Raw genomic sequence first — 18,868 nt, 5'->3', positions numbered from 1 at the left:
TTGCAATTCAGGCAGCCGCGCCGCCGCGCTTGACGAAGAACAGCGCCGCGCCGACCGCCATCAGCAGGCCGCCAAACACGCGGTTCTGCTTCTTGACCGCGCTGGCGTCACGGAAAAAGCGCTGCATCGACGAGGCCAGGAAGGCGTAGCTGTGCATCACCACCAGGTCGATGCAGCACATGGTCACGGCCAGGATCAGCAGTTGCGGCAGCAGCGGCTGGCCATGGGTAATGAATTGCGGCAGCACCGCCACCATGAAGATGATGCCCTTGGGATTGGTGGCATTGGTCAGGAAACCGGTCAGGAAGCGCTTTTTAACGGTGGGCACCACCATTTCCGCCTGTTTCTGCTCGCTGATGTGGACCTTGGCGCGCCACTGGCTCAGGCCGAGGTAGATCAGGTACAGCGCGCCGACCGTCTTGACGATGTTGAACGCCACTTCGGACGCCATCAGCAGCGAACCGACGCCGGCGCCGGCGATGAAGAACACCAGCAGCAAGCCGGTTTGCAGACCGAGGATGGTGGCGCTGGCGCGGCGCACGCCGTACGACAGGCCATGTGACATCGACAACACCGCGCCGGACCCGGGCGACACGGCAATAATGCAGGCGGCAACAAAAAAGGTAATCCAGGTGGCAAAGCTCATCATCGATCCATGGAAATAGTGGCAATCTGTATTGTGCCGCATCATCGCGGCACTCGCTTGGGTTAATATTGCCTGTCAAACCATACAAGGAGTGCCTTCGATGGCCGGTTCCAGCCTGTTAGCCCTGATCGACGATATCGCAACCATCCTCGATGATGTCGCCCTGATGAGCAAAATGGCGGCCAAGAAAACCGCCGGCGTGCTGGGCGACGACCTGGCGCTGAATGCCCAGCAGGTGGCCGGCGTGCGCGCCGAGCGCGAGCTGCCGGTGGTGTGGGCGGTAGGCGTCGGCTCGCTGAAGAACAAGGCCATCCTGGTGCCGGCGGCGCTGACGATCAGCGCGTTTGCGCCGTGGGCCATCACGCCGCTACTGATGGTGGGTGGCTTGTACCTGTGCTTCGAGGGCTTCGAGAAAATCGCCCACAGCCTGTTCCACGGCGGCGAGGACGAGCACAAGAACGAACTGCGCGAGGCGCTGGCCGATCCCAACGTCGACCTGGTGGCGCTGGAAAAAGAGAAGATCAAGGGCGCGGTGCGCACCGACTTCATCCTGTCGGCGGAAATCATCGTCATCGCGCTGGGCACGGTGGCGACGGCGACCTTTGCGCAGCAGGTGACGGTGGTGGTCGGCATCGCCGTGGTGATGACGGTGGGCGTGTACGGCCTGGTGGCCGCCATCGTCAAGATGGACGACGCCGGTCTCTACCTGAGCCAGCGCGGCGGCGCGGCGGTGCGCGCGCTGGGCCGGGTGCTGCTGTCGGCCGCGCCTATCCTGATGAAATTGCTGGGCATTGTCGGCACGGTGGCCATGTTCATGGTCGGCGGCGGCATCCTGACCCACGGCCTGCCGTTCGCCCACGACATCATCCACCACGCCACCGAAGCTGTCGCCGCCACGCCGACGGTCGGCCCGCTGCTGGCCGTGATCGTCCCCAGCCTGCTCGACGCCGTCGCCGGCCTGATCGCCGGCGCGCTGGCCCTGGCGGTCGTCACCGCCCTCAGCAAAATCGTGCGCCTGGTCAAAAAGCCCGCTTAAATCCCCATCCCCTTGCGCCCGTCCGGTCCTACCCCGGATGGGCAGTCGCGCCCGTCAATCCGGTGAAATTTGATCTAAATCAATAAATTCGACCGGGGGACTACGTAAACTGGCCATATCTATTGCGATAAAGCAATAAAATCAAGTCGGAGAGACAATAATGCGCAACAATCAACCAGTCACCAACCGGGAAGTCGAAGTCCTCGACGACCAGGCCATCGTGTCGAAGACTGACCTGAACGGCAACATCACCTACGTGAATCCGTACTTCACGCAGATCAGCGGTTTCAGCGAGGATGAATTGTTGGGCGCTCCGCAAAACCTCGTGCGTCACCCGGACATGCCGGCCGAAGCCTTCGCTGACCTGTGGTCGTCGATCCAGTCCGGCACGCCATGGACCGGCATCGTCAAGAACCGCTGCAAGAACGGCGACCACTACTGGGTGCGCGCCAACATCACGCCGATCCGCGAAAACGGCAAGACCATCGGCTACATGTCGGTGCGCGTCAAGGCCGAACGCCACCAGATCGCCAAGGCCGAACAGGCCTACCGCACCATCCGCACCGAAGCCCACCACCGCATCCGCATCAAGAACGGCCAGGTCATCGAGCCGGGCCTGGGCCATCTGGTCGCGCGCCTGAGCCATGTGTCGCTCGGCTTCCGCATTTGGGCCGCCACCAGCATCGTCAACGTGCTGCAGGTGATCGTCTGCGGCGCCACGCTGCTGAACGGCAGCAGCGCGAATAACTACGGCATCTTCACCGCCACCTTCCTCGGTCTGATCATCAACGTGTTCCTGTGGTACACGCTGCGCGTCTCGGTGCTGCAACCGCTGGACCGCGCGCTGCACGGCGCCCGCGCCATCGCCGCCGGCGACCTGTCCGGCTCCTTCGACACCGAAGCCACCGACGAAGTGGGCCAGCTGCTGCGCGCCCTGCAGCAAATGAACAGCAACCTGATCGCCACCATCCGCGACGTCCGCGTCAACGTCGAGACCATGGCCGTGGCCACGCGCCAGATCGCCGCCGGCAACGCCGACCTGTCCGGCCGCACCGAGGCGCAGGCCGCCAGCCTGGAAGAAACCGCATCGAGCGTCGAGCAGTTCTCCTCGACCGTCAAGCAGAACGCCGACAACTCCGAGCAGGCCAACAAGCTGGCGCAGAACGCCTCCGAAGTGGCGGTGCAGGGCGGCGTGATCGTGGCCGACGTCATCGCCACCATGGACGAAATCAACAGCTCGTCGCGCAAGATCGTCGACATCATCGGCCTGATCGAAGGCATCGCCTTCCAGACCAACATCCTGGCGCTGAACGCTGCGGTTGAAGCAGCCCGCGCCGGCGAACAAGGCCGCGGCTTCGCCGTCGTGGCCGGCGAAGTACGCAACCTGGCCCAACGCAGCGCCACCGCCGCCAAGGACATCAAGAACCTGATCGATGTCTCGGTCGGCAAGGTCAGCGCCGGCATGGTGCAGGTCGACCGCGCCGGCGCCACCATGAAGGAAGTGGTGGCCTCGGTGCAGCAGGTGACCGCCATCATGCGCGAAATCTCGGTCGCCTCGCACGAGCAGAGCATCGGCGTCGACCAGGTCAACTCGGCCATCGCCCACATGGACCAGGTGACCCAGCAGAACGCTGCGCTGGTCGAGGAAGCCGCCGCCGCCACCGCCAGCCTGGCGCTGGAAGCGGGCGGCCTGACGCAAGCGGTCAGCCTGTTCAAGTTCGGTCCGGCACGCAGCTCGCGCGCAGTGCGCGCGGCCACGAACCAGAAGTCTTCATCCACAGTGAAACGCCTCGCAGCATAAATTATGAATACGCCTTTTCCACCCGTCGAATTTGATGCTGCCATCATCAGCAAACTGAGTCAGTCGGGCCCACGCTACACCTCCTACCCGACTGCGGACCGCTTCCAGGGCGACTTTGGCTACAGCCAGTTCCTGGAAGCGGTGGCCGGCCTGCGCATGCGCCGCAGTCGCCGGCCCTTGTCGCTTTACATCCACATTCCGTTCTGCGATACGGTCTGCTACTACTGCGGCTGCAACAAGATCGTCACCAAGGATCACAGCAAGGCCGCCGTCTACCTCGGCTACCTGAAGCAGGAGATCGACATGCAGGGCCGCCTGTTCGACGGCATGGGTCAGATCGAGCAGCTGCACTTCGGCGGCGGCACGCCGACCTACCTGAGCGACAAGCAGATGGGCGACTTGATGGCCCACCTGCACGCCAACTTCGATTTCGCCGACGACGCCCATGGCGAATACTCGATCGAGATCGATCCGCGCACGGTCAGCGTGGAGCGCGTGCACAGCCTGCGCGCGCAGGGCTTCAACCGCATCAGCCTCGGTGTACAGGACTTCGATCCGGAAGTGCAGAAGGCCGTCAACCGCATCCAGCCGGAAGCCGAAACGCGCGCCGTGATGGACGCCGCGCGCGCCGCCGGCTACCGCTCGATCAGCATCGACCTGATTTACGGCCTGCCGAAGCAGACCATGACCAGCATGGCGCAGACGCTGGAAAAGGTGATCGCCGCCAGCCCGGACCGCATCGCGCTGTACAACTACGCGCACCTGCCGCACATCTTCAAGCCGCAGCGCCGCATCGCCGACGCCGACATGCCGACGCCGGCCGTCAAGCTGGAGCTGCTGGCGATGTGCATCCAGCGCCTGTGCGACGCCGGCTACATCTACATCGGCATGGACCATTTCGCCAAGCCGGACGACGAGCTGGCCATCGCCCAGCGCCAGGGCCGCTTGCAGCGCAACTTCCAGGGCTATTCGACGCGCGCGGAATCGGAGCTGATTTCGTGCGGCGTATCGGCCATCAGCGCGGTCGGCGCGACCTACAGCCAGAACGAAAAGACGCTCGACGCCTACTACGAGAAACTCGACGGCGGCGTGCTGCCGATCACGCGCGGCATCAAGATGGACAACGACGACCTGCTGCGCCGTATCGTGATCGGCAAGTTGATGTGCAATTTCGAGCTGTCGCTGTCGTCGATCGAACAGGGCTTCCCGATCAAGTTCCAGCAGTATTTCGCGGCGGAGCTGGAGAAGCTGAAAGCCTTCGTGGAGGATGGCCTGATTACCATCGACGACGAATGGATTTCGGTGACGCCGAAAGGCCGTCTGCTGATCCGCAATATCTGCATGGTGTTCGACCGTTACCTGGGCGTCGCGCAGGACGTGGCGCCGCAGCCGCTGCGCTATTCGAAGACGATCTGAGGATGCGATGAACGGCGCACAGCTCCTGCCAGTGTTTGTTGTCGGCCTGGCCGGCAGCATCCACTGCGTCGGCATGTGCGGCGGCATCGTCACCGCGATGTCGGCGGCATCGCGGCCGCCGCCGCGCGCCGTCATCCCCATCGTGGCGGCGCGCGCCGATGCGCTGTCCCATGTCCTCGCCTACAACGCCGGCCGCATCGGCAGCTACATGATCGCCGGCGCGCTGGCCGGCGGACTGGCCGGCGGCGCGCGCAACCTGGCCGCCGTGGCTGGCGTGCAGATGAGCTTTTACTGGCTGGCCAACCTGATGCTGGTGGCGCTCGGCCTGTACCTGATGAACGCCTGGCGCGGCCTGGCCGTGCTGGAGCAGGGCGGCCGTGTGCTGTGGCAGCGCGCCCAGCCCGTCATCGGTCCCGCCATGAAAACCCTGATGCCCGCCGATACCGCCCCAAAATCCTTCGCCCTCGGCGCGCTGTGGGGCTGGCTGCCCTGCGGCATGGTGTACAGCGTGCTGACCACCGCGCTGCTGAGCGGCTCGGCCGCCGACGGCGCCGCGCTGATGCTGGCCTTCGGCCTCGGCACGCTGCCGATGCTGACCGGCCTTGGCCTGCTTGGCGCGCGCCTGCAGAAAGCCATGCAGCGCCGTCCGGTGCGCATCGCCTGCGGCTTGCTGGTGCTGGCGTTCGGCGTGATCGGGCTTGCCCGCGCAGCGGGAGGCGTTACGCCCGAATGGATGGAAATGTTATGCCTCACACCACACCCTTGAACGACCCGGCCCTGGCCACCTGCTACCACTGCGGCCAGCCGCTGCCCGACGTGGTCGACCACGCCGCCTGGACGGTGGGGATCGCCGGCGTCTCGCACATCATGTGCTGCCCCGGCTGCGCGGCGGTGGCGCAGACCATCGTCGACCTGGGCCAGGAAAGCTACTACCGCGACCGCACCGCCTATGCCGCCAGCGCCGACGGCGCGCAGCAGCTGCCGCCGGAGCTGCAACTGTACGACAACGCCGACCCGCGCTTCGCGCTCGATGAAGACAGCCGCGAATCCATCTTCACCGTCGAAGGCATCCGCTGCGCCGCCTGCGTGTGGCTGATCGAGCAGCGGCTGGCGCGCCTGCCCGGCGTCGACAGCGCGCAGCTCAACGTCGCCACCGAAAAACTCTATGTGCGCTGGCGCAGCGACGCCTGCAAGCCGGGCGACATCCTCGGCGCGCTGCACACCATCGGCTACGCCGCCTATCCCTACGACGCCGGCCGCCACGCCGACCAGCAGCAGCGCGCCGCGAAAACGCTGGGGCGCCAGCTGTTTGTCGCCGGCCTGTCGATGATGCAGGTGATGATGTACGTCGCCCCGTCCTATCTCGCGCACGACGACGGCACGCTGGACGACAGCATGGCGTCGCTGATGCGCTGGGCCAGCCTGCTGCTGACCTTACCCGCCATCTGCTACGCGGCGCTGCCGTTCTGGCGCGGCGCCTGGGCCAGCCTGCGCGCCCGTGCGCTGGGAATGGACGTGCCGGTGGCGCTGGGCATCGCCGCCGCGTTTGGCGCCAGCGTGATCGCCACCTTCAGCGGCAAGGGCGAAGTGTGGTTCGACTCGGTCACCATGTTCATCTTCCTGCTGCTGTGCAGCCGCTATCTCGAACTGCGCGCACGGCGCAAGGCCGGCGCCGCGCTGGAGCGCTTGCAGCACGCGCTGCCGGCATCGGCCTCGCTGCTGGAAAATTATCCGGCCAGCCGCGCCGCCACCATCGTGCGCGCGGCGGCGCTGGCTGTGGATAACATCATCGTTATCAAGCCCGGCGAAGCGGTGGCCGCCGACAGCGTCATCATCGAAGGCCGTACTTCGCTCGACCTGTCGCTGCTCAGCGGCGAAAGCGCGCCGGTGCCGAAGAATGCCGGCGACGCCATTCCCGGCGGCGCCATCAACGCCGGCGGCATGGTGATCGCGCGCGTCACGCGCAAGGCGCAGGACAGCACCTTGTCCGACCTGGTGAAACTGATCAACCGCGCCGGCGGCGAAAAGCCGCGCATTTCGCTGTGGGCCGACCGCGTGGCCGCGTGGTTCGTGGCCGGACTGCTGCTGTTTGCGCTGGCCGCCTTCGGCTTCTGGTACTGGCACGACGGCGGCATCACCCGCGCGTGGCCGATCGCCATCGCGGTGCTGGTGGTGTCCTGCCCGTGCGCGCTGTCGCTGGCGACGCCGACCGCGCTGGCCGCCGCCACCGACAACCTGCTGCGCCAGGGCGTGCTGGTGACCGGTCCGCAAACATTGGAAACCCTGCATCGCACCACCCACGTGGTGCTGGACAAAACCGGCACGCTGACCTGGGGCCGTCCGGTGCTGCAAGGGATACAGGAATTGGGCGCGATGCGCGCCGACTTCTGCCTGCAGGTGGCGGCCGCGCTGGAAGCCGGCAGCGCCCACCCGCTGGCGCGCGCCATCACCGACGCCGCCGACGAAGCAGGGCGGCAGAACTGGAGCGCCTGCATGTTGACCGAGACCGCCGGCTGCGGCCTGGAAGGCACGGTGCACAACCGCCGCTACCGCCTGGGCAGCGCGCAGTTCGTGGCCGGCATCAGCGGCCTGCCGCCGGAACGCATCGCAGCCGATGGCGTCACGCCGGTCTATCTCGGCGTCGAGGGCCAGTGGCTGGCCTGCCTGCAGCTGCGCGACGGCCTGCGCCCGGATGCGCAGGAGACGGTCGATTACTTCCGCAGGGCCGGCAAGACCGTGGTGCTGGTCAGCGGCGACGATGACGTGCTGGCGCGCCGCGTCGGCGACCAGCTGGGCATCGAGACCACCGTCGGCGGCTACCTGCCGGCCGACAAGCTTAATTTCGTGCAGCAGATGCAGCGGCGCGGCTGCGTGGTGGCGATGATCGGCGACGGCATCAACGACGCCGCCGTGCTCGGCGCCGCCGACGTTTCCTTCGCCATGGGCAGCGGCGCCGCGCTGGCGCAAGCGCATGCCGACGCGGTGCTGCTCAACGGCCGCCTCGGCGCCGTGGCGGACAGCGCGCGCGTGGCCGAACGCACCATGCGCATCATCCGCCAGAACCTCGGCTGGGCCACCATCTACAACGTCACGGCGATTCCGGCGGCGGCGCTGGGCCTGCTCAATCCATGGCTGTCCGGCGTCGGCATGGCGCTCAGTTCGGCGGTGGTGGTGCTCAACGCGCTGCGCCTGCGCAAGGTGTGCTGATGGAAGCCCTGTACCTGCTCATTCCGCTCAGCGTGGCGCTGGTGTTCGTCGCGTTGTGGATCTTTTTCCATGCCTCCGACGACGGCCAGTTCGACGACCTGGTCGGCCCGGCGCTGCGCATCCTGCAAGACGACGACAAGCCGCCCGTCGATCACCAGTGATCCTGTGGATTTTGACTTATATCAAGGATTTTTAAGCTTCTCCTAAGTAACCTTTGACCTACATCATCAAAGTGTTCCGGGGAGAACTCAATTGGATCAACACTACAACTACAAGGTCGTCAAGCAATTCACGATTGCGACCGTAGTCTGGGGCGTCGTCGGCATGCTCGTCGGCGTCATCATTGCCGCGCAGCTTGCATGGCCGGCGCTGAATCTGGACATTCCATGGCTGACTTATGGCCGTCTGCGTCCGCTCCATACCAACGCGGTGATTTTTGCGTTCGGTATCTGCGGCCTGTTTGCAACTTCGTATTACGTTGTACAACGCACCTGCCAGGTGCGCTTATTTTCGGATAAATTGGCTGCCTTCACCTTCTGGGGCTGGCAGGCCGTGATTCTGAGCGCGGTCGTCACCTTGCCGATGGGTCTGACCCGCGGCAAGGAATACGCCGAACTGGAATGGCCGATCTCGATCCTGATCGCGCTGGTGTGGGTGTCCTACGCCGTGGTGTTCTTCGGCACGCTGATCAAGCGCCGCGTCAAGCACATCTACGTGGCCAACTGGTTCTTCGCCGCCTACATCATCGCCGTGACCATCCTGCACGTGGTGAACAGCATGTCGATGCCGGCCTCGCTGTTCAAGTCGTACTCGGTCTACGCCGGCGTGCAGGACGCGATGATCCAGTGGTGGTACGGCCATAACGCGGTGGGCTTCATCCTGACCGCCGGCTACCTGGGCATGGTCTACTACTTCATTCCGAAGCAGGCCGAACGCCCCGTGTACTCGTACCGCCTGTCGATCGTCCACTTCTGGGCGCTGATCTTCACCTATATGTGGGCTGGTCCGCACCACCTGCATTACACCGCCTTGCCGGACTGGACGCAATCGGTCGGCATGGTGTTCTCGCTGGTGCTGCTGGCGCCGAGCTGGGGCGGCATGATCAACGGCATGATGACCCTGTCGGGCGCCTGGCACAAGCTGCGCACCGATCCGATCCTGAAATTCATGATCGTCTCGCTGTCGTTCTACGGCATCGCCACCTTCGAAGGTCCGATGATGTCGATCAAGACCATCAACTCGCTGTCGCACTACACCGACTGGACCATCGCCCACGTACACGGCGGCGCACTGGGCTGGGTGGGCTTCATCACCATGGGTTCGATCTACTACATCATCCCGCGCATCGCCGGCGACCAGAAGATGTATTCGACCAAGCTGATCGACCTGCACTTCTGGGTCGCCACCATTGGCGTGGTGCTGTACATCGCCGCGATGTGGATTGCCGGCGTGATGCAGGGCCTGATGTGGCGCGCGGTCAATCCGGACGGCACGCTGACCTACACCTTTGTCGAAGGCGTCAAGGCCACCTATCCGTACTACGTGGTGCGTGTCGCCGGCGGCGGCCTGTACCTGGCGGGCATGTGCGTGATGGCCTACAACACCTGGATGACCCTGCGTAACCGCGACACCGCCGTGGCAATTATCCCGGCCGTCAATCCGGCCCACGCCTGAACTCGGAGCACAGTATGAAATTTTCACATGAATGGATCGAGAAAAATCCCTGGCTGCTGATCGCGCTGGTGACGTTGGTGGTCAGCGTCGGCGGCGCCGTCGAGATCGTGCCGCTGTTCTTCCAGAAGTCGACCACCGAACCGGTGGCCGGCCTGAAACCGTACTCGCCGCTGCGCCTGGCGGGCCGCGACATCTACATCCGCGAAGGCTGCTACAACTGCCATTCGCAGATGGTGCGTCCGCTGCGCGCCGAGACCGAGCGCTATGGCCACTACTCGGTGGCCGGCGAGTTCGTCTACGACCACCCGTTCCAGTGGGGTTCCAAGCGCACCGGTCCCGACCTGGCGCGCGTGGGCGGCCGCTACTCCGACGAATGGCACCGCGACCACCTGAACAATCCGCGTGACGTGGTGCCGGAATCGAATATGCCGAACTACCCCTGGCTGGCGAAGAACACGCTGGTGGCCAACGACATCCAGCCGAAAATGCGCGCGCTGCGCCGCACCGGCGTGCCGTACACCGACGCCGAGATCGCCGCCGCGCCGGAAGAGCTCAAGGACAAGACCGAACAAGACGCCCTGATCGCCTATCTGCAAGGCCTGGGCACCCTGATCAAAACGAGGAACTAGCATGGCTATCGAAACTTTGTTTGACCACGCCAGCAGCATCATGACGGTGATCTCGTTCATCACCTTTGGCGGCATCCTGTGGTGGGTGTATGTCCACCGCAAGGCCGACGACTTCGCTGCGGCGGCCCATCTGCCGTTTGACGACGAGGAGGCGCACCATGGCTGATTTTACCAACGGCTTCTGGGATATCTACATCGCCGCCCTGACCCTGCTCGGCATCATCGGCTGCGGCATCCTGCTGTATTCGCAATCGAAGGTGAAGGTCGCCAAGACCAGCGAAGGCAATGTCGATACCACCGGCCACGTGTGGGACGAAGACTTGACCGAACTGAACACGCCGATGCCGCGCTGGTGGATGTGGCTGTTCTACATCACCATCGTGTTCGCGCTGGCCTATCTGTTCCTGTACCCGGGCCTGGGCAGCTACGCCGGCAAGCTGGGCTGGAAATCCAGCGGCCAGTACCAGGTCGAACTGGAAAAAGCCGACGCCGAGTATGGTCCGCTGTTCGCCAAGTACCAGAAACAGGATCTGAGAACGGTGGCGGCCGATCCGCAAGCGCACGCCATCGGCGAGCGCCTGTTCCTGACCTACTGCGCGCAGTGCCACGGTTCGGATGCACGCGGCAACAAGGGCTTCCCCAACCTGACCGACAAGGACTGGCTGTTCGGCGGCGCGCCGGAAACCATCCAGCAAACCATCCTGCACGGCCGCGTTGGCGCCATGCCGCCGATGGGCGCCGCGGTGGGCGGCGACAAGGATGTGGAAGCGGTCGCCAACTACGTGCTGAGCCTGTCCGGCTCGACCCACGATCCGATCAAGGCCGTGTTCGGCAAAGAGAAGTTCGCCGCCTGCATGGCTTGCCATGGTCCCGACGCCAAGGGCAACCAGACGCTGGGCGCGCCCAACCTGACCGACAAGATCTGGCTGTTCGGCGGCAGCGTGGACACCATCAAGGAAACCATCAACAAGGGCCGTACCACCACCATGCCGGCGTTTGCCGATTTCCTCGGCGAAGCCAAGGTGCATGTGCTGGCTGCCTATGTATGGAGCCTGTCCAACGATCCGAACCAACCAGCGCCAGCAGACCCACCACCGATAGCAGCTGAAAAATGAACGCCCCCAAGGAACAAGTCATCAAGATGTATGCGGCGCGGGAAGAGATTTACCCGCGCGAGATCGACGGCCGCTATGCCCGTCTGCGCTGGCTGTTTGTCTGGCTGACGCAACTGGTGTTCTACTGCACGCCCTGGCTGCAGTGGAACGGCCGCCAGGCCCTGCTGTTCGACCTGGGCACGCGCAAGTTCTACATCTTTGGCTTGGTCCTTTGGCCGCAGGACTTCATTTACCTCGCGGTCCTGCTCATCATCTCTGCCTACCTGCTGTTCCTGGCGACAGCGATAGCAGGGCGGGTATGGTGCGGTTTCGCCTGCCCGCAAACGGTCTACACCGAAATCTTCCTGTGGATTGAACGCAAGATTGAAGGCAAGCGCAGCGCGCGTATCGCGCTGGACCGCCAGCCGGCGTCGCTGCGCAAGTTCGGCAAGAAGAGCGCCAAGCACGTGGCCTGGCTGCTGTTCGCGCTGTGGACCGGCTTTACCTTTGTCGGCTACTTCACGCCGATCCAGCACCTGCTGGGCGAAGTGGCCACCTTCGACTTCGGCCCGTGGGAATGGTTCTGGGTGCTGTTCTACGCCTTCGCCACCTACGGCAACGCCGGCTGGATGCGCGAGCAGGTGTGCAAATACATGTGCCCGTACGCCCGCTTCCAGAGCTCGATGTTCGACCGCGACACCCTGATCATCACCTACGACGCGCAACGCGGCGAACCGCGCGGCCCGCTGTCGAAAACCGGCAACGGCAACGGCGGCTCCTGCATCGACTGCTCGCTGTGCGTGCAGGTGTGCCCGACCGGCATCGACATCCGCAACGGCCTGCAATACGAGTGCATCGGCTGCGCCGCCTGCGTCGACGCCTGCAACAACGTGATGGACAAGACCGGCCAGGCGCGCGGCCTGATCCGCTACAGCACCGAGCGCGCCATGGACGAGCACCTGACGCCGACCGAAATCCGCCGCCGCACCACGCGCACCCGCGTCAAGATCTACACCGCCGTGCTGGGCGTGATCGTGCTGGTCACCTGTAGCGCCCTGTACCTGCGCACGCCGCTGAAGCTCGACGTGATCCGCGACCGCGGCTCGATGGGCCGCGAAGTGGAGGACGGCATGATCGAAAACGTCTACCGCCTGCAGATCATGAACACGTCCGAGCAGGCCCACGTGTACCAGATCGCCGTCAGCGGCATCGACACGCTGACGGTGGCCGACGCCGGCACGCTGCGGGTGGAAGCGACCGAAACGCGCTCGCATCCGGTCCGCCTGCGGGTGGCGCATGGCGCCGGCCATACCGGCTCGAACAAGATCCAGGTCACCCTGACCGCAGTCGATGATCCGTCGCTGCATGTGCAAGAATCCGCGGTGTTTATCGTGCCGCGCTAAGGAGAGATACCATGTCCAACGCCATACTCAATATGCCTGTCACGCCGTGGTGGAAACAACGCTGGCCGTGGCTGCTGATGCTCGGCCCGGCCAGCGTGATGGTGGCCACCAGCTACACCGCCTGGCTGGCGATCAAGACGCCCGACGCGGTGGTGGTCGGCGACTACTACACGCAGGGCAAGGCCATCAACCAGGACTTGCGGCGCGACCGCGTGGCCGCGCAGCTGGGCTTGTCGATGACGCTGGGGTATGACGTCGCCAGCGGCGTGATGACCGGCCGCATCAACCGCCTGGACACCGGCCCGCTGATGCTGCACCTGTCGCACGCCACGCAGCCGGAGAAGGACATCAAGCTGATGCTGGTGCCGGACGCCGACGGCCATTTCAGCACACGTTTGCCGATGCTGGAACGCAGCCGCTGGGTGGTGCTGGTGGAAGGGCAAAAACGTGAATGGCGCCTCGCGGGCGCCTGGGTGTGGCCAGCCAACCGCAGCATCAAGCTGCTGCCGGACTAAGGTGGTTTAGCCGCAGGTCTCGGTGCCGGCGGTAATCGCTTTCAGCATGCGCGGATCGAGCAATTCGATTTCGCGGTTGCTGACGCGCAGCAGGCCTTCCTTCTTGAACTTCGACAGCAGGCGGCTGATGCTCTCGATGGTCAGGCCCAGGTAGTTGCCGATCTCTTCGCGCGACATGCGCAGCTGGAAAGTGTTCGGCGAATAGCCGCGCGCCTCGTAGCGCGACGACAGGTTGACCAGGAAGGCGGCAAAGCGCTGGGTCGCCTGCATATTCCCCAACAACAGCATCACGCTCTGCTCGCGCGTGATTTCCTGGCTCATCATGCGGTGGAAATGCCGCAACAAGGTCGGCATTTCAGCCAGCAGCGATTGCAGCGTGCCGAACGGAATCTCGCACACCTCGCTGTCTTCCAGCGCCACGGCGGTGCAATGGTGCTCGTCGGCGCTGATGGCGTCCATGCCCAGCAGCTCGCCGGCCATCTGGAAACCGGTGATCTGCTCCGCGCCTTCGCGGTTGACCTGGTAGGTCTTGAAATGGCCGAGGCGGATCGCGTACAGGTTCTGGAATGGATCGCCGATGCGGAACAGCGTCGAACCGCGCGCCACCTTGCGGCGGCGGCCGATAATCTGGTCCAGACGCTCCATATCGTTGTTATCCAGCCCCATGGGCAGGCACAGCTGGTGCATGCTGCATGACGCGCAGCTTGCCTTCAGCACCTCTATCGTCGCGCCGGGGATCACCAGCGAAGGAAGTTCTCGTATCATGCAGCTAGTGTAGCCCATTGGACTTGATTTAGGCCGCTATTCCGCAGTCAGCTGATCAGGTATTCGCGCGCGGGAAGATATTTTGTTAGGCTAGCGGGATGACCCTGCCCAAGCCTCCCACTCTCGACCAGCATTTGTGTTTTTTGATCTACAACACATCGCTGAAAATGACCCAGACCTACAAGCCGCTGCTGAGCGCGCTCAACCTCACCTATCCGCAATACCTGGTGATGGTGGTGTTGTGGGAGGAGGACGGCCTCGGCGTCAAGGACGTGGCCGAACGGCTGCAGCTGGATTCCGGCTCGGTGACGCCGGTGGTCAAGCGGCTGGAGGCAGAAGGCTACCTTTCCCGCGACCGCGATCCGCGCGACGAACGCAACCGCGTGCTGACGCTGACCGCCGTCGGCCAGGCGCTGCGCGCCGCCGCGCTCAAGGTCAGCCAGGACTTCGCCGCCGAATGCCGGATCGGCCATGACGAGGTGGGCACGCTGATGGCCACCCTCGGCAAACTGAACCGCAATCTCACCGATTGAAAAAATTAATCGAAATTTAGATTGCGTGCGATTTTTTAGTGCGCTATATTTCATCCCAACGGAACGCGCTTTACCTGAAGCGCGTTTTTAAAACCGCAATACTTAGCGCACTAATCATTAGCACATAACCTGAAGAGGATTTATCATGAAACGCACTGTCATCGCCGCCGCCCTGCTCGCCGCCACCGCTTTCGCCAACGCCGCCGCTCCTGCCAGCGACACCACCATCGTGCTGGTGCACGGCGCCTTCGCCGACGGTTCCAGCTGGAACAAGGTCATCCCGATCCTGGAAGCCAAGGGCTACAAGGTGGTCGCCGTCCAAAACCCGCTGAGCTCGCTGGCCGACGACGTCGCCGCCACCCAGCGCGTGGTCGATGCGCAGACCGGTAACGTGGTGCTGGTGGGCCACTCGTGGGGCGGCACCGTGATCACCCAGGCCGGCACCAGCGACAAGATCAAGGCGCTGGTCTACGTGGCAGCGTTCGCGCCTTCCGAAGGTGAAGCCACCGCCAACCTGGGCAAGGACTACGCCGTGCCACCTGGCATCGCCACCCTGAAAGCCGACGCCGGCGGCTACCTGTGGCTGCCGGCTGAATCGGTGGCGCAGAACTTCGCGCCGGACGTCACCCCCGCCGAGAAAAAACTGATCGCCGCCACCCAGGGTCCGATCGCCGCCAAGGCCTTCGGCGACACCACCACCGTGGCCGCATGGAAAAACAAAGCCAACTACTACATCGTCGCCAGCAAGGACCGCATGATCGCGCCGGAACTGGAACAGGCCTTCGCCAAGAAACTCAACGCCACCGTCACCACGCTGCCGACCAGCCACGTGCCGATGGTGTCGCAGCCGGCCAAGGTGGCGGAAGTGATCATCGCCGCAGCACAGCGTTAATCTGGTTTCACATAAAACCACAGCAGGCGTGCGTTCGGTACGCCTGCTTTTTTTTGTTTCTTGCCAACGTTAGTCTTTGATAGGAGAATCGCTTCAGCCCCGCATACAGCAAGGATGATATGAAGCCTATCGGCATCAAGGCTAAAGTCGCGCTCGCTACTAGCATCACCTCGGTCCTGATGATCGGCCTGGTGACGCTGGTGCAAACCCAGCGCATGCAGGAAGACTACACCAAGGTGCTGTTCACGCAACAGGCCGCGCTGGTCAGCCGCACCGCGCAGGAGCTCGACGACAAGCTGACCATGCTGCTGGATATCATCGCGCTATCCGCCCGCAACCAGCCGCCCGCGCTGGCCGGCTCCACCGAACAGCTGCGCGACTACTACCAGAACCGCGCCGTACTGGCCCTGTTCGACGACCTGCTGGTGCTGAACGCCGAAGGCAAGGTGATTTCCGATCTGCCGCTGGTGCCGGGCCGGGTTGGCATCGACGCTTCCGACCGCGCCTATTTCAAGACCGTGATGCGCACCCGCAAGCCGATGATCACCGAACCCATCATCGGCCGCGCCAACAAGCAGCCGGTGGTGCAGATGGTGGCGCCGGTGCTCAACGCCAAGGGCGAAGTGGTGTGCGTGCTGATCGGCGTGCTGCGGCTGTACAAGGACAATCTGCTGGGCCACCTGCGCTCGGCCAAGGTCGGCAACACCGGCTACTACTTTGCCGTCACGCGCGGCGAGACATCGGTGTACGTGCTGCATCCCGACATCACGCGCCTGCTGAAACCGCGCGCCGCCAACGCCAACCCGGCCACCACGCGCGCGCTGGAAGAGGGCTTCGAAGGGACGATCATGGGCACCAGCGACGGCCAGCCGACGCTGAACAGCTTCAAGCAGCTGAAGTCGGTCGACTGGCTGCTGGCCACCTCGCTGCCGGCCAAGGAGGCGTTCGAACCCTTCGACGGCGTGCTCAAGCGCGTGCTGATCTGGAGCGGCGTGGCGGCGGTGCTGACGGCGCTGCTGATCAGCATGCTGACCCTGCGCCTGCTGGCGCCGCTGGCGCGGCTGCGCAACGCCATCGTCGCGCTGCGCGCCGATCCCGACCGCTTCACGCCGCTGCCGGTGCATGCGCGCGATGAAATCGGCCAGCTGACCTCCGCTTTCAACGACCTGATGCACGAGCGGCTGGCGGCCGACGCCCGCCTGCAAAGCCTGGTTGAGTTCGCGCCCAACACCATCGTCGTGGTCGGCGTCGACGGCCGCATCGAGACCTTCAACCGTGAAGGCGAGCGCTGCTTCGGCTACGAGCGCGACGAGGTGCTGGGGCAGCCGCTGGAAATCCTGGTGCCGGAACGCCTGCGCCAGCAGCACGTGGGCCACCGCAACCGCTTCTTCGCCGACCGCCTGAGCGCGGAGCCGGTGCGCATGGGCAACGGCGCCGCCACCTACGGCCGGCGCCGCGACGGCAGCGAGTTCCCGGTCGAGGTCAACCTGAGCGCGGTGCGCACCGACCAGGGCACCAAGGTGCTGGCGGTGATTTCCGACATCACCGAACGCCACCGCCTGCAGCAGGAAGTGGAAAGCCGCGCGCTGGAGCTGGAACGCGAACGCGACCGCGCGCAGGCCGCCAACCGCGCCAAGAGCGATTTCGTCGCCAACATGAGCCACGAGATCCGCACGCCGATGAACGCGGTGCTGGGCATGGTGTATTTGCTCGGCAACACGCAGCTGACGCCGCAACAGCGCAAGTACCTGAACATGGTGCGGGTGTCGGGTCAGTCGCTGCTGGGCATCCTCAACGACGTGCTGGACTTTTCCAAGATCGAGGCGCGCAAGCTGGACCTGGCGCCTATCGATTTCGCGCTGGACGAGACCATGAACGCGCTGGCCACCATGATGACCATGAACGCCGGCGACAAGGAACTGGAACTGGCGATCAGCGTCGACGCGGCGATTCCCAACCGGCTGCGCGGCGACTCGATGCGGCTGCAGCAGATCCTGGTCAACCTGGCCGGCAACGCCATCAAGTTCACCGAGCAGGGCGAGGTGGTGGTCAGCGTCCAGCTGAGCGCGCGCGACGCCCACAGCGCGCTGCTGCGCTTCGAGGTGCGCGACACCGGCATGGGCATGACCGAGGACCAGCTGGCGCAGTTGTTCAACGCCTTCACCCAGGGCGACCAGAGCATCACCCGGCGCTTCGGCGGCACCGGCCTGGGCCTGGCCATCACCAAGCGCCTGATCGAGCTGATGGGCGGGCAGATCGCCGTCAACAGCCGGCCGGGGCAGGGATCGACCTTCTGGTTCAGCCTGCCGTTCGACATCCAGTCCGACCAGACCGACGAACGGCGCAAGCCGGCGCTGGGCCAGCTGCGCCTGCTGGTGGCCGACGACAACCGCACCAGCCGCGAGCTGGTGGCGCGCCTGATCCGCGCCTGGGGCTGGCAGGCGGACGAAGTCGATTCCGGCGAAGCCGCGCTGCGCCGCTACCGCCAGAGCATGGACCACCAGCAGCCCTACGACGTGGTGCTGGCCGACTGGCACATGCCCGGCATGGACGGGCTGGCCACGGCCAAGGGCATCCGCGCCGCCGCCAACGGCAGGCCGCAGCCCATCGTGGTGATGCTGAACGCCTTCGCCCGCGACCGCATCGAGGAAATCTCGCACGCGCCGGAGGCGGACGTGGTGCTGGTCAAGCCGATCACCAGTTCCAACCTGTTCGACGCGCTGCACCAGGCGCTGGCCACGCAGAGCGAGTCCGATCCGCAGGCGGTGGCCGAACACGGCATCGTCGGCACCCTGGCCGACATCCACTTCCTGCTGGTCGAGGACAACCTGCTGAACCAGGCGGTGGCGCGCGGCATCCTGGAACACGCCGGCGCCACGCTGGACATCGCCGGCGACGGCCGCCAGGCGGTCGACATCATGCGCACCCGCGCCGCCGACTACGACATGGTGCTGATGGACATGCAGATGCCGGTGATGGACGGCTTCACCGCTACCCGCATCCTGCGCCAGGAACTCAAGCTGACGCTGCCGATCATCGCCATGACGGCCGGCGTGCTGGAATCCGAGCGCGAGCGCAGCCGCGAGGCCGGCATCACCGATTTCATCCCCAAGCCGATCGAAGTCGACGAGATGCTGGACGTGCTGCGGCGCCAGCTGCCCACGCCGTCGGCGCCAGCCCCGGCAGCAGCGCCGGTGCCGGCGCCGACACTGACGCCGCCGCCGGCGAAGAAGCCACCGGTTCGATGGGCAACGACT

General features: G+C 64.8%; 17 protein-coding genes. 15 read left to right on the top strand and 2 right to left on the bottom strand.

Annotation, left to right across the window (positions count from 1 at the left end; all coding sequences use genetic code 11):
- Nucleotides 1–7: 7 nt before the first annotated feature.
- Nucleotides 8–646, bottom strand: coding sequence for a LysE family transporter (locus GJ698_RS09410; RefSeq protein ID WP_154357366.1), 639 nt, complete (start codon nucleotides 644–646; stop codon nucleotides 8–10).
- 100 nt (nucleotides 647–746) lie between these two features.
- Here GJ698_RS09410 and GJ698_RS09405 point away from each other — a divergent pair, with 100 nt between their 5' ends.
- The 12 genes from GJ698_RS09405 (at nucleotide 747) to GJ698_RS09350 (ending at nucleotide 13,421) form a co-directional block, all read left to right on the top strand.
- Nucleotides 747–1,682 carry a DUF808 domain-containing protein gene (locus tag GJ698_RS09405; protein ID WP_154357365.1) on the top strand — a complete coding sequence of 312 codons (936 nt, stop codon included), beginning with the start codon at nucleotides 747–749 and terminating at the stop codon, nucleotides 1,680–1,682.
- A 160-nt stretch (nucleotides 1,683–1,842) separates the two neighbouring features.
- On the top strand, nucleotides 1,843–3,483 hold the full coding sequence (locus tag GJ698_RS09400; protein WP_154357364.1) for a methyl-accepting chemotaxis protein: 1,641 nt from the start codon (nucleotides 1,843–1,845) through the stop codon (nucleotides 3,481–3,483).
- Between the two features lie 3 nt (nucleotides 3,484–3,486).
- Entirely contained in the window at nucleotides 3,487–4,899 is a 1,413-nt protein-coding gene (hemN, locus tag GJ698_RS09395; protein ID WP_154357363.1) for an oxygen-independent coproporphyrinogen III oxidase, read from the top strand.
- Between the two features lie 7 nt (nucleotides 4,900–4,906).
- Entirely contained in the window at nucleotides 4,907–5,665 is a 759-nt protein-coding gene (locus GJ698_RS09390) for a sulfite exporter TauE/SafE family protein (RefSeq protein WP_154357362.1), read from the top strand.
- Nucleotides 5,644–8,106, top strand: a complete 2,463-nt coding sequence (locus GJ698_RS09385; protein WP_154357361.1) for a heavy metal translocating P-type ATPase — start codon at nucleotides 5,644–5,646, stop codon at nucleotides 8,104–8,106. Before GJ698_RS09390 ends, GJ698_RS09385 begins: the two co-directional genes overlap by 22 nt.
- Nucleotides 8,106–8,267, top strand: a complete 162-nt coding sequence (gene ccoS, locus GJ698_RS09380) for a cbb3-type cytochrome oxidase assembly protein CcoS (RefSeq protein ID WP_154357360.1) — start codon at nucleotides 8,106–8,108, stop codon at nucleotides 8,265–8,267. The genes GJ698_RS09385 and ccoS overlap by 1 nt, the downstream gene beginning before the upstream one ends.
- Nucleotides 8,268–8,358: 91 nt before the next feature.
- Nucleotides 8,359–9,780 (top strand): cytochrome-c oxidase, cbb3-type subunit I, encoded by a 1,422-nt coding sequence (gene ccoN, locus GJ698_RS09375; RefSeq protein ID WP_154357359.1) that lies wholly within the window; start codon nucleotides 8,359–8,361, stop codon nucleotides 9,778–9,780.
- A 14-nt stretch (nucleotides 9,781–9,794) separates the two neighbouring features.
- Nucleotides 9,795–10,409 (top strand): cytochrome-c oxidase, cbb3-type subunit II, encoded by a 615-nt coding sequence (ccoO, locus tag GJ698_RS09370; RefSeq protein ID WP_154357358.1) that lies wholly within the window; start codon nucleotides 9,795–9,797, stop codon nucleotides 10,407–10,409.
- A gap of 1 nt (nucleotide 10,410) precedes the next feature.
- On the top strand, nucleotides 10,411–10,575 hold the full coding sequence (locus GJ698_RS09365; RefSeq protein ID WP_154357357.1) for a cbb3-type cytochrome oxidase subunit 3: 165 nt from the start codon (nucleotides 10,411–10,413) through the stop codon (nucleotides 10,573–10,575).
- A complete protein-coding gene (ccoP, locus tag GJ698_RS09360; protein ID WP_154357356.1) occupies nucleotides 10,568–11,524 on the top strand; it encodes a cytochrome-c oxidase, cbb3-type subunit III in 957 nt (318 codons plus the stop codon). Before GJ698_RS09365 ends, ccoP begins: the two co-directional genes overlap by 8 nt.
- Entirely contained in the window at nucleotides 11,521–12,906 is a 1,386-nt protein-coding gene (ccoG, locus tag GJ698_RS09355; RefSeq protein WP_154357355.1) for a cytochrome c oxidase accessory protein CcoG, read from the top strand. The genes ccoP and ccoG overlap by 4 nt, the downstream gene beginning before the upstream one ends.
- An 11-nt stretch (nucleotides 12,907–12,917) precedes the next feature.
- On the top strand, nucleotides 12,918–13,421 hold the full coding sequence (locus GJ698_RS09350; protein ID WP_154357354.1) for a FixH family protein: 504 nt from the start codon (nucleotides 12,918–12,920) through the stop codon (nucleotides 13,419–13,421).
- Between the two features lie 6 nt (nucleotides 13,422–13,427).
- On the opposite strand, the gene fnr is transcribed toward GJ698_RS09350, so the two are convergent.
- Entirely contained in the window at nucleotides 13,428–14,186 is a 759-nt protein-coding gene (fnr, locus tag GJ698_RS09345; protein WP_154357353.1) for a fumarate/nitrate reduction transcriptional regulator Fnr, read from the bottom strand.
- Between the two features lie 98 nt (nucleotides 14,187–14,284).
- On the opposite strand from fnr, the gene GJ698_RS09340 reads away from it, so the two are divergent.
- The 3 genes from GJ698_RS09340 to GJ698_RS09330 all read left to right on the top strand — a co-directional run.
- Nucleotides 14,285–14,719 (top strand): MarR family winged helix-turn-helix transcriptional regulator, encoded by a 435-nt coding sequence (locus GJ698_RS09340; protein ID WP_154357352.1) that lies wholly within the window; start codon nucleotides 14,285–14,287, stop codon nucleotides 14,717–14,719.
- Nucleotides 14,720–14,864: 145 nt separating this feature from the next.
- Nucleotides 14,865–15,611, top strand: a complete 747-nt coding sequence (locus GJ698_RS09335) for an alpha/beta fold hydrolase (protein WP_154357351.1) — start codon at nucleotides 14,865–14,867, stop codon at nucleotides 15,609–15,611.
- A gap of 119 nt (nucleotides 15,612–15,730) precedes the next feature.
- Nucleotides 15,731–18,868: response regulator (locus GJ698_RS09330; protein WP_154357350.1), on the top strand; the 3,138-nt coding region annotated here is incomplete at its 3' end.

Source organism: Duganella aquatilis (assembly GCF_009674565.1).
In the GTDB taxonomy this organism is placed as follows: Bacteria; Pseudomonadota; Gammaproteobacteria; order Burkholderiales; family Burkholderiaceae_D; genus Rugamonas; species Rugamonas aquatilis.
Note: the sequence above shows the minus strand (reverse complement) of the source record. Positions and strands in the feature narration are given on the sequence as shown.

Excerpts from the sequence above, each read along its gene's own strand:
- GJ698_RS09410 (WP_154357366.1), bottom strand. The coding sequence starts at position 646 with ATGAGCTTTGCCACCTGGATTACCTTTTTTGTTGCCGCCTGCATTATT.
- GJ698_RS09405 (WP_154357365.1), top strand. The coding sequence starts at position 747 with ATGGCCGGTTCCAGCCTGTTAGCCCTGATCGACGATATCGCAACCATC.
- GJ698_RS09400 (WP_154357364.1), top strand. The coding sequence starts at position 1,843 with ATGCGCAACAATCAACCAGTCACCAACCGGGAAGTCGAAGTCCTCGAC.
- hemN (WP_154357363.1), top strand. The coding sequence starts at position 3,487 with ATGAATACGCCTTTTCCACCCGTCGAATTTGATGCTGCCATCATCAGC.
- GJ698_RS09390 (WP_154357362.1), top strand. The coding sequence starts at position 4,907 with ATGAACGGCGCACAGCTCCTGCCAGTGTTTGTTGTCGGCCTGGCCGGC.
- GJ698_RS09385 (WP_154357361.1), top strand. The coding sequence starts at position 5,644 with ATGCCTCACACCACACCCTTGAACGACCCGGCCCTGGCCACCTGCTAC.
- ccoS (WP_154357360.1), top strand. The coding sequence starts at position 8,106 with ATGGAAGCCCTGTACCTGCTCATTCCGCTCAGCGTGGCGCTGGTGTTC.
- ccoO (WP_154357358.1), top strand. The coding sequence starts at position 9,795 with ATGAAATTTTCACATGAATGGATCGAGAAAAATCCCTGGCTGCTGATC.
- GJ698_RS09365 (WP_154357357.1), top strand. The coding sequence starts at position 10,411 with ATGGCTATCGAAACTTTGTTTGACCACGCCAGCAGCATCATGACGGTG.
- ccoP (WP_154357356.1), top strand. The coding sequence starts at position 10,568 with ATGGCTGATTTTACCAACGGCTTCTGGGATATCTACATCGCCGCCCTG.
- ccoG (WP_154357355.1), top strand. The coding sequence starts at position 11,521 with ATGAACGCCCCCAAGGAACAAGTCATCAAGATGTATGCGGCGCGGGAA.
- GJ698_RS09350 (WP_154357354.1), top strand. The coding sequence starts at position 12,918 with ATGTCCAACGCCATACTCAATATGCCTGTCACGCCGTGGTGGAAACAA.
- fnr (WP_154357353.1), bottom strand. The coding sequence starts at position 14,186 with ATGATACGAGAACTTCCTTCGCTGGTGATCCCCGGCGCGACGATAGAG.
- GJ698_RS09340 (WP_154357352.1), top strand. The coding sequence starts at position 14,285 with ATGACCCTGCCCAAGCCTCCCACTCTCGACCAGCATTTGTGTTTTTTG.
- GJ698_RS09335 (WP_154357351.1), top strand. The coding sequence starts at position 14,865 with ATGAAACGCACTGTCATCGCCGCCGCCCTGCTCGCCGCCACCGCTTTC.